This is a genomic window from uncultured Aquabacterium sp. (genome assembly GCF_913773725.1).
In the GTDB taxonomy this organism is placed as follows: Bacteria; Pseudomonadota; Gammaproteobacteria; order Burkholderiales; family Burkholderiaceae_C; genus Aquabacterium.
In genome coordinates this window covers 1-10416 of the sequence record NZ_CAJYGK010000082.1, presented here as the reverse complement: position 1 = coordinate 10416, position 10416 = coordinate 1, and the positions used below count along the sequence as shown (strand labels likewise).

Here is a 10416-nt window from a genome sequence, read left to right as displayed (position 1 = left end):
CCCCACCGGCCCCTTCCTCACCATCAGCCGCGGCACCTACAGCAAGGCGCTCGGTCTGGTCGACCTGTGGCCGTCCTTCCTGCCCTTGCTGGCCATCATCCCGCTGCTCACGGTCGCCACCGTGATGCTGCTCAAGAAGCAGGACACATGAGCAGCCTCGTCCACATCTGGCAGCTGGGGCTGAAGGAACTGCGCAGCCTGTGGCGCGAGCGCCTGCTGCTGGCCTTCGTGCTGTGGGCCTTCACCGGCGCCATCTACACCGCCGCCAAAGGCGCCCCGGACCGCCTGCACCGCGCGCCGCTGGCCGTGGTCGATGAAGACCGCACCCCGCTGTCCGGCCGCATCACCGAGGCCTTCTACCCGCCCACCTTCATGCCGCCGGCGCACATCGACCTGCGCGAGATGGATGCCGGCATGGACGCCGGCCGCTACACATTCGTGCTCAACATCCCGCCCGGCTTTCAGCGCGACGTGCTGGCCGGCCGCAGCCCCGCCATCCAGCTCAATGTGGACGCCACGCAGATGAGCCAGGCCTTTGTCGGCGCGGGCTACATCCAGAGCATCGCGCTGGGCGAGGTCAACGAATACCTGCAGCGCGAGCGCACCCAGTCCGCGCCCCCGGTGGACCTGGCGATGCGCGTGCGCTTCAACCCGTCCATGAACGACAGCTGGTTCATGGGCGTGATGGAGCTGATGAGCAACGTCACCATGCTGTCCATCATCCTGACCGGCGCCGCGCTCATCCGGGAGCGCGAGCACGGCACCATCGAACACCTGCTGGTGCTGCCGCTGCGCCCGATCGAGATCATGCTGGCCAAGGTCTGGTCCATGGCGCTCGTGGTGCTGGTGGCCACGGCCGCGTCCTTGTACGTGATCGTTCAGGGCGCCCTCGGCATGCCGATCTCGGGCTCGGTGCCCCTGTTCCTGGTGGGCTGCGCGCTGCACCTGTTTGCCACCACCTCCATGGGCATCTACATGGGCACGGTGGCCCGTTCGATGCCGCAGCTGGGCCTGTTGATGATCCTGGTGCTGCTGCCGCTGCAGATGCTGTCCGGCGGCCAGACCCCGCGTGAGAACATGCCCGACATCGTGGCCAACATCATGCTCGCTGCCCCCACCACCCACTTCGTGAGCCTGGCCCAGGCCATACTGTACCGTGGCGCGGGCGTCACCATCGTCTGGCCGCAGCTGGCCGCCATCGCCGCCATCGGCACCGTGTTCTTCGCTGGCGCCCTGTGGCGCTTCCGCGCGGCCGTCAGCCGCATGCAGACCTGAACGCCCCTCCATTGCCCGACATGCCCACCTCACCGCCCCCTCGCCCCACGCCACCCTCTGGCGACACACCCCGCCCGCCCTTCTCCGGCCCCAACCTCTGGTACATCGTCATGGCCCTGCTCGTGGCCCTGTGGGTGCGCGAGGTCTGGGTCGGCAGCACCCAGGTGCAGGCCATGCCCTACAGCGAGCTCATGGACCGCGTGAAGGCCGGCGAAGTGGCCAGCCTGCGCGTGTCGAGCAACCTCATCGAAGGCGAGCTGAAGAAGCCCCTGCCCGACGGCCGCCAGCGCTTCGTGGCGACCCGGGTGGACCCCGCCCTGGCCGAAGCCCTGTCGCAGCACGGCGTGCGCGTCGAAGGCGTCATTGAAAGCACCTGGCTGCGCGACATCCTTTCGTGGGTGCTGCCGGTGCTGTTGCTGTTCGGGCTGTGGAACCTGCTGGCCAAACGCATGATGGGCGGCGGCGGCCTCGGCGGCATGATGGGCGTGGGCCGCAGCAAGGCCCGCGTGCACGCCGAGCGCGACATCACGGTCACCTTCGACGACGTCGCCGGCGTGGACGAGGCCAAGGCCGAGTTGCGCGAATCCGTCGATTTCCTGAAGCACCCGCAGGCCTACGGCCGCCTGGGTGCCCGCATGCCCAAGGGCATCCTGCTGCTCGGCCCACCCGGCACCGGCAAGACGCTGCTGGCCCGCGCCATGGCCGGCGAGGCGGGCGTGCCCTTCTTCTCCATCAACGGCTCCGAGTTCGTCGAGATGTTCGTCGGCGTGGGCGCCGCCCGCGTGCGCGACCTGTTCGAGCAGGCCCGCGAAGCCGCGCCCGCCATCGTCTTCATCGACGAGCTCGATGCCCTCGGCAAGGCCCGTGGCGCCGGCATGCTAGGTGGTCATGACGAAAAGGAACAGACGCTCGACCAACTGCTGGCCGAGATGGACGGCTTCGACCCGAGTGCCGGCGTCGTCATCTTGGGCGCCACCAACCGCCCCGAAGTGCTCGACCCCGCCCTGCTGCGCGCCGGCCGTTTCGACCGCCAGGTGCTGGTCGACCGCCCCGACCGCCAGGGCCGCATCGACATCCTGCGCGTGCACCTGCGCAAAGTGAAGCTCGGGGCGGACGTCGACCCGGACGCCATCGCCGCCCTCACCCCCGGCTTCGCGGGCGCCGACCTCGCCAACCTGGTCAACGAAGCGGCGCTGCTGGCCACCCGCCGCCAGGCCGAGGCGGTCGAAGCGCAGGATTTCACCGCCGCGGTCGAACGCATCGTGGCCGGTCTGGAGAAGCGCCGGCGCGTGCTCAGCGAACCCGAGCGCCGCACCGTGGCGTACCACGAGATGGGGCATGCCCTGCTCGCGCTGTGCCTGCCCGGCGCCGCCCCGGTCCACAAGATCTCGATCATTCCGCGCGGCATCGGTGCGCTGGGCTACACCCTGCAGCGCCCCAGCGAAGACCGCTTCCTGCAGACGCGGCACGAACTGCTCAACCGCATGGTGGTGCTGCTGGGCGGGCGCGCCGCCGAAGACCTGGTGATGGGCGACATCTCCAGCGGTGCGGCCGACGACCTGCAGAAGGTGACGGAGATCGCGCGGGACATGGTGATGCGCCTGGGCATGTCATCTCAGCTGGGCCAGGTGGCCTACGAGCGGCCCCACCACGCCTTTCTGGGCCCGGCAGCCGATGGCATCGGCTCACCGCGCCAGCACAGCGAGGCCACCGCCGAACAGATCGACTCCGCGGTGCGCCAGCTGGTGGACGAGGCCTACCAGCGCGCCCGCGCCCTGCTGGATGCCCGCCGTGCGCTGCTGGACGAGGGGGCCGCGATGCTGCTGACCCGCGAAACACTCACCGAGGCGGATCTGACGACACTGGCGCAGGCTGCGCGCGCGCTTCCCGCCTGAACTCCAGCCGCATCTTGCGCAGGTGGGCCTGGTAGCCCTCCGCGTCACCGTATTCCTGGAAACGGTGATAGCGCCCGTGCGCGCCCACGATGCGGCGCGCGTGCTTGATCGGGCACCAGTACTGCTCGGTGCGCGCGGTCACCTCGGTCACCCAGGCCAGCAGCCCGTTGGCGTAGGCGCAGTACTCGCAATTGAGCTTTTCCAGGCTGTTGAGGTAGGCCAGCTTGTGCCGGTCGAAGCGGATGTAGTCGGCCCGTCGCACCTTCGGGATGCCGTACAGCGGGAAGCACACCGCATGGTAGATCGACACCAGCACGTCGAGGATCACGAACGCCGGAAACACGCCGTAAATGAACGGCGCCGACAACCAGTTCTGCGGCCGGCTGCCAGCCAGCCAGCGCAACAGCCCCATGCGCAGCTGGCGATGCCGCGCCTTCACGGCCGATTCGAACTCGATGCGACGCCCTTTGAGCTCGAAGAACACCTGCTGCTCGCGCTCTTTCATCGCGTCGCGCAGCTCGTCTTCCAGCTTGGTGATCTGCGTGAGGATCTGCCGGATGCGGTCATCCATGTCTGTGTTGCCTCTCCGGCCGGGAGCTCTGTCCGGCATGCGCGGCCACCGCATGCCGCGCCCGGAGGCATCCCCCGGGTGACGACAGGCGCTTCAGCGGCCCGTGGTGCCCGGCTTGGGTGCCAGCATTAGACGGGTCTTGCCACCCGTGGTCACCAGGATGACGGCATCGCCAGGTTTGAACGCCTCGTTGCCTTGCGCCTGAACCAGCGCGCGCCGCTCGCCATTGGCCAACTGCACGATGATCTCGAAAGCGTCTTCACGGGTTCCGAAGCGCTCCACCGCATTGCCGACCACGGCGCCCACCACGGCGCCCGCCACACCGGCCATGGCCGAGCCACGCGGGTTGCTCGTGCCGCCCGCGCCAGCAATCCCACCGATCACCGCGCCCGTGCCACCGCCGAGGCCGCTCTGGCTGCCCTCGACGACCACGGGTCGCACGCTGATGACCACCGCGTCGGCCACCTGCGACAGGCGCTGGGCATCGCCCGGCTTGATCACATCGGGGCTGGTGGTGGAACAGGCTGACAGGCCCAACAAGGCCAGGGCGCTGAGGGCGCCCGCCAAGGTCGACTTCAGGGATTGCATCTCACGATCCTTCCAGAACAGATTGCTACTCTAGCAGCCCGCCTGGGTGGACGCTCAGTCGTCAATGCCCAGTTCCTGGATCTTGCGGGTGATGGTGTTGCGCCCGATACCCAGCTTCTGTGCGGCCTCGATCCGACGCCCCCGCGTCAGCTCCAGCGCCGTGTGGATGAGGCTTGCTTCGAACTGGCGCGTGAGGCTGTCCCAGACTTCCGGCTGCCCGGCCTCCAGGCGCGCACGCGCTTCCCGTTCGAGGTCCTTGAGCCAGCCTGCCGCAGGTGCAGGGGCCACAGGCACGACGGGCGCGTAGGGATCGAGAGCGGCACCGCCCAGTCCACCGACCGGGGTCGAAGGCAGGCCCGTGCCCTGCAAACCGCCCGAGGCCAGCCCGAAACCCGGCTCGTCGCCAAAGCGTGCGTCCGGCGCGCGCACCTCGGAAACGCCACCCGCATCCTGTGCGGGCCATGTCACCGCGGCTGGTGGCGGGCTGACCGAGGCCAGAGAGCCAGCCGCCGAAGCCCACGGATCGCTGTGCGTCCCCGATGCCGTTGCGCCTCCGAGCGAGGCCGCAGGCAGAGTCGGCGCCGGGGCCGGCGCCCCCGCTGCCATCAGGGACGTGTTCATGGCTGGCATCTGGCCATCCAGCAACTCGGGCGGGAGGTCCTTGACCTCGATCACCTGAGCCGGCGCCATCACCGTCAGCCAATGGCAGATGTTCTCCAGCTGCCGCACGTTGCCCGGGAAGTCGAACGAGGCCAGCCGGGCGATCGCCGGCTCGGAGATCCGCTTGGCCTCCACACCCAGGTCCTTGGCACTCTTTTGCAGGAAGAAGCGCGCCAGCGTCGGGATGTCCTCACGGCGCTCACGCAGGGCGGGCAGACGCAGGCGGATGACGTTCAGGCGGTGGAACAAGTCTTCGCGGAACACGCCCTGGCGCACGCGGTCTTCCAGGTTCTGATGGGTCGCGGCAATGACCCGCACATTGCTCTTGAGCGGGTGGTGGCCGCCCACGCGGTAGAACTGGCCGTCGCTGAGCACCCGCAGCAGACGCGTCTGCAGGTCGAACGGCATGTCGCCGATTTCATCGAGGAAGAGCGTGCCGCCATCGGCCTGCTCGAAGCGCCCGCGACGCATGGTCTGCGCGCCCGTGAACGCACCGCGCTCGTGGCCGAAGAGTTCTGACTCCAGCAGGTCCTTCGGGATGGCCGCGGTGTTGATGGCCACGAACGGGCCATTCGCCCGCGGGCTGTGCTTGTGCAGCGCGCGCGCCACCAGCTCCTTGCCCGCGCCCGACTCACCGGTGATCAGCACCGTGACATTGCTCTGACTCAGACGGCCGATCGCACGGAAGACATCCTGCATGGCCGGCGCCTGGCCCAGCATCTCGGGCATCTGCGCGACACGCTCGTCCACGACCTCTTCGCGCACGCTCTCGTCGACCGCACGGCGGATCAGTTCGACCGCCTTGGGCAGGTCGAAGGGTTTGGGCAGGTATTCGAACGCACCGCCCTGGAAGGCCGACACGGCGCTGTCCAGATCGGAGAAGGCCGTCATGATGATGACGGGCAGCCCCGGCAGCCGCGCCTTGACCTTGCTCAGCAGGTCGATGCCCGAGCCGCCCGGCATGCGGATGTCCGACACCAGCACCTGCGGTTCATCGTCATCCAGCGCCAGCAGCACATCGCGCGGGTTGGTGAAGCTGCGGACAGGCAGGTCCTCGCGGGCCAGTGCCTTCTCGAGCACGAAGCGGATGGATTGGTCGTCGTCAACGATCCAGATGGGTTTCATGCTGACCTGAGGTGATGGCATCCCGTCTCGACTGTGACGCGTTCACCGGTCATGGCAGCGGAATCAGGATTCTGAAAACCGTGCGACCCGGTTCGCTCTCGCATTCGATGGTGCCCTGATGCTGTTGAACGAAGGTTTGAGCCAATGTCAGGCCCAGTCCGGAGCCGCCCTCCCGCCCCGAAACCAGCGGGTAGAAGATGCGGTCACGAATCGCCTCCGGGATACCCGGGCCGTTGTCCTCGATATGCAAGACCAGTGCCAGCCGATGCAACTGCCGGTTGATCGTGACGCGGCGAGCCACCCGTGTGCGCAAAGTCAGTTTGGCGTCGCCCGCCTGAATGCGCTCGGCCAGCGCCTGGGCCGCGTTGTGGGCGATGTTCAGCACAGCCTGGATCAGCTGCTCGCGGTCGCCGCGGAAATCGGGGATCGAGGTGTCGTAGTCGCGCCAGACCTTCAGCCCCTTGGGGAACTCGGCCAGGATGAGCGAGCGCACCCGCTCGCAGACCTCGTGGATGTTGACGTCGCCCACCAGATGCGGACGCCGGTGCGGCGCCAGAAGGCGGTCCACCAGGGCCTGAAGGCGATCGGCCTCGTGGATGATGACCTGCGTGTACTCGGTCAGCGACTTGCTCTCGAGCTCCATCTGCAACAGCTGGGCCGCGCCACGGATGCCACCCAGCGGGTTCTTGATCTCGTGGGCCAGATTGCGGATCAGCTCCTTGTTGGCCTGCACCTGGTCCATGGCGCGCTCCTCGCGCTCCTGACGGGTCTGCTGTTCGATTTCGACCAGCTCGATCAGGACCAGATCGCCGTGTTCCAGCCGGGTGACGATGCACTGCACCGGCAGTGGCTCGCCGAACAGGTTGGGGTGGCGCTTCAGCTCGGCCTGCAGGCGGCTGGTGGCGTACTCATTGGAGGCCACGGCGCCCACGATGTCCTGCAGCAGCGTCGCATCGACGAACCACTCGAAGATGGACTCCCGCAGCACGCTGCGGCGGGACAGCCCCAGGATTTCCTCGAACGCGGCATTCGCGAACAGGCACTGGCCATCCGGCTCCACCACCGCCACCATCGTGGCCAGGTAGTCCAGCGCGTCCAGGCTGCCGGGCAGGAGAGAGCGGACCGCTTCGGGATCGACGCGTGACTCGCCCCGGGCCGACAAACCATGGTGGCCCGCCGCTGCGCTGTGGCGCACTGCCCCGGTCATCGGGCCGCTCCCAGCGCACCCAGCTCGCGGCGCAGGGCCGCCACATCGGCCTCCTTGCGGGTCAGCGCATCGCGCATGGCGGCCACCCGCTCCTGGTACTTGGCGTAATTGCGCTCGTCTCCACGGCGTTCCGGCTCGCCGTTGTTGAACTCCTTCTGCAGTGCGGCCAGGGCCTCTTCCTCCTTGCGCAGCTCGGCTTCGAGGATGCGGCGCCGGTCGGCATCGCGGGCGCGCTGCTCATCACTGCTCACCTTGGGCGCCGAGCCCGAGCCACCCTGGCTGCCCTGTGCGCCGGTAGCGGCCGGACGCTGCACCGGCTGAGACGACTGGATCACGGTGATCGGCGCGCCATCCAGCGTGCGGCAACCACGCTGTTGAGCCTCCTTGGGGCTCAGCGCGTCGGTGTAGAGGTTGCCAGGACAACGATAAACCGGCTTCTCCTGCGCCCACGCGCCCTGCCCCATCGCCATGGCAACGAGCAACAAGCCGCATCGCATCCGCGTGGTGGACGAGGCGGGGCCCAGAGCGGGAACAGGGACAGGCAGACGGAACATGAACGGCATGGGTCTTTCAATCACTCGACGTCGGCCGGAGCCGACCGGGACACCGAGTATGCCCGCAAGGGGCCATGGCGTGCGCACCATGAAGCGCCATGAAAAAGGGCGACTTGCGTCGCCCTTGTCGTTGCGGCCCCGAAGGGCCGGCCCAGAATTCCTTGCGGGAATCAGAGGGCGTAGTACATGTCGAACTCGACCGGGTGCGTGGCCATGCGGAAGCGGGTGACTTCCTGCATCTTCAGCTCGATGTAGGCATCGATGTACGCATCGGTGAACACGCCACCCTTGGTCAGGAACGCGCGGTCCTTGTCCAGGTACTCGAGGGCCTGATCCAGGCTGTGGCAGACGGTCGGCACCAGTGCGTCCTCTTCGGGCGGCAGGTGGTACAGGTCCTTCGTGGCGGCTTCGCCCGGATGGATCTTGTTCTCGACGCCGTCCAGACCGGCCATCATCAGCGCGGCGAAAGCCAGGTACGGGTTGGCCGAGGGATCCGGGAAGCGGGCTTCGATGCGGCGGCCCTTCGGGTTGGCCACGTACGGGATGCGGATCGAGGCCGAGCGGTTCTTGGCCGAGTAGGCCAGCTTCACCGGGGCTTCGAAGCCGGGCACCAGACGCTTGTACGAGTTCGTACCCGGGTTGGTGATGGCGTTCAGGGCACGGGCGTGCTTGATGATGCCGCCGATGTAGTACAGGGCGAACTCGCTCAGGCCGGCGTAGCCGTCGCCTGCGAACAGGTTCTTGCCGTCCTTCCAGATCGACTGGTGCACGTGCATGCCGGAACCGTTGTCGCCAACGATGGGCTTGGGCATGAAGGTGGCGGTCTTGCCGTAGGCATGGGCCACGTTCGTGATCACGTACTTCTGCAGCTGCAGCCAGTCAGCGCGCTCGGTCAGCGTGCTGAACTTCGTGCCGATTTCCATCTGGCCGGCGTTGGCCACTTCGTGGTGGTGCACTTCAACGGGAATGCCGAGGCTTTCCAGGATCAGGCACATTTCCGAACGCATGTCCTGGCCGCTGTCGACCGGGGGCACGGGGAAGTAGCCACCCTTGACGGTGGGACGGTAGCCGGTGTTGCCGTGCTCGTATTCCTTGCCCGTGTTCCAGGCGCCTTCTTCGGATTCGATCTTGAAGAACGAACCCGACATGTCGTTGGCCCAACGGACGCTGTCGAACACGAAGAACTCGGGTTCCGGACCGAAGAAAGCGGTGTCGCCCAGGCCCGAAGCCTTCAGGTAGGCTTCAGCGCGCTTGGCCAGCGAGCGGGGATCGCGCTCGTAGGGCTTGCCGTCGTGCGGGTCGATGACGTCGCAGGTCAGGATCAGGGTCGGCTCTTCGAAGAAGGGATCGATGTTGGCCGTGTTGGGATCCGGCATCAGCAGCATGTCGGAAGCTTCGATGCCCTTCCAGCCGGCGATGGACGAACCGTCAAAGGCATGGCCCGACGTGAACTTATCTTCGTCAAAGTGGGAAACAGGCACGGAGACGTGCTGTTCCTTGCCACGGGTGTCAGTGAAGCGGAAGTCAACGAACTTGACTTCGTTGTCCTTCACCAGCTTCATCACGTCGGCGACGGTCTTGTTGGCCATCAGGTGCTCCTAGCAAGAGGCTTGGTTTGATTGCAAGAAGAGGTTGACTCTGTTTCATCGATCAGAAACAGCGCGCAGTGTAATAGCAGAAAGTGTGCCTTCCCGATGAGCCCGTGCCGATCGATGAAGAAGTCCGTGTACGGCCCCCTGGCTGCCGCCGCACCGAAGCGGAACAGCACGCACACAAGCTGCGCCCCGGCGCACCGCTTTTCGCCATGCGGCATCGCTGGACCAACTCAGCGCCATTCTCGCCTACCGAATGAGCACCAACAAGGTGCATTACAGACGGAAAACCCTTATCGCACCGAAGTGGGGCCCAAGGATGCACCAAGGAGGTTCAGCCCTTCCAGCAGCGCGTCAAACGCTGCTGCGACAGCGCCGGGCCGTCCCTTCACCCCCAGTTCGATGTGTCGGCCGTGAACAGGGTGATCCACGCTGGGCAGGCTGAACACCTTCACGGGCGCGAAGCGGGCCTCGATGTCCTCCATCAAGGGGGTGAGCGTGGCCTCCATCTGACCATGCACGATGACAGCCTGCTCCGTCAGCCGGCTCTGGCCGTGCAGGTCGGCATGCCATTGGTCCAGCACCCAGGCCATCATGGGCCAGGCCATCACAGGGAAGCCGGGCAGAAAGTGGACGCGCCCGTTCAGGCTGAACCCTGGAATGCGGTTGTAAGGGTTGGGGATGATGACGGCGCCCTCGGGAAAGCAGCCCATCTGCAGGCGTCTCAAGGTGTCCGGTCCGGAGGGGTCGAACGGCTTGCCCTCCTGCTGGGCCACTTCCTGCGAACGGGCCAAAATCAGGTCCCTTGCTTCGGGGTGCAGGCTCAGCCCCCCGCCCAGCGCGCGGGCAGCGCACGCTCGGGTGTGGTCGTCCGGCGTGGCCCCGATCCCGCCGAATGAAAAGACCACATCGCCGGAGTCCAGGGCATACCGGACGTCGGCCGTGATGC

9 protein-coding genes are annotated in these 10416 nt (G+C 67.0%); 2 read left to right on the top strand and 7 right to left on the bottom strand.

The window, feature by feature from the left end:
* The first annotated feature begins 147 nt into the window (after positions 1 to 147).
* Both QZ709_RS09095 and ftsH read left to right on the top strand, forming a co-directional pair.
* Positions 148 to 1275, top strand: a complete 1128-nt coding sequence (locus tag QZ709_RS09095; RefSeq protein WP_294636961.1) for an ABC transporter permease — start codon at positions 148 to 150, stop codon at positions 1273 to 1275.
* A gap of 20 nt (positions 1276 to 1295) precedes the next feature.
* Positions 1296 to 3170 carry an ATP-dependent zinc metalloprotease FtsH gene (gene ftsH / locus QZ709_RS09090; RefSeq protein WP_366937159.1) on the top strand — a complete coding sequence of 625 codons (1875 nt, stop codon included), beginning with the start codon at positions 1296 to 1298 and terminating at the stop codon, positions 3168 to 3170.
* Here ftsH and QZ709_RS09085 read toward each other — a convergent pair.
* The 7 genes from QZ709_RS09085 to QZ709_RS09055 all read right to left on the bottom strand — a co-directional run.
* A complete protein-coding gene (locus QZ709_RS09085) occupies positions 3115 to 3741 on the bottom strand; it encodes a hypothetical protein (RefSeq protein ID WP_294636960.1) in 627 nt (208 codons plus the stop codon). The two genes, ftsH and QZ709_RS09085, sit on opposite strands and share 56 nt — an antisense overlap.
* A 93-nt stretch (positions 3742 to 3834) precedes the next feature.
* Positions 3835 to 4329, bottom strand: a complete 495-nt coding sequence (locus tag QZ709_RS09080; RefSeq protein WP_294636959.1) for a hypothetical protein — start codon at positions 4327 to 4329, stop codon at positions 3835 to 3837.
* 54 nt (positions 4330 to 4383) lie between these two features.
* Positions 4384 to 6114, bottom strand: coding sequence for a nitrogen regulation protein NR(I) (gene ntrC, locus QZ709_RS09075; RefSeq protein ID WP_294636958.1), 1731 nt, complete (start codon positions 6112 to 6114; stop codon positions 4384 to 4386).
* Positions 6115 to 6163: 49 nt separating this feature from the next.
* Complete coding sequence (gene glnL / locus QZ709_RS09070) at positions 6164 to 7321, bottom strand: nitrogen regulation protein NR(II) (RefSeq protein WP_294636957.1); 1158 nt, start codon at positions 7319 to 7321, stop codon at positions 6164 to 6166.
* Entirely contained in the window at positions 7318 to 7884 is a 567-nt protein-coding gene (locus QZ709_RS09065; RefSeq protein WP_294636956.1) for a hypothetical protein, read from the bottom strand. Before QZ709_RS09065 ends, glnL begins: the two co-directional genes overlap by 4 nt.
* Positions 7885 to 8045: 161 nt before the next feature.
* Positions 8046 to 9464 (bottom strand): type I glutamate--ammonia ligase, encoded by a 1419-nt coding sequence (gene glnA / locus QZ709_RS09060; protein ID WP_294636955.1) that lies wholly within the window; start codon positions 9462 to 9464, stop codon positions 8046 to 8048.
* A 296-nt stretch (positions 9465 to 9760) separates the two neighbouring features.
* On the bottom strand, positions 9761 to 10416 hold a 656-nt coding region (locus tag QZ709_RS09055), incomplete at its 5' end, for a molybdopterin-binding protein (protein ID WP_294636954.1).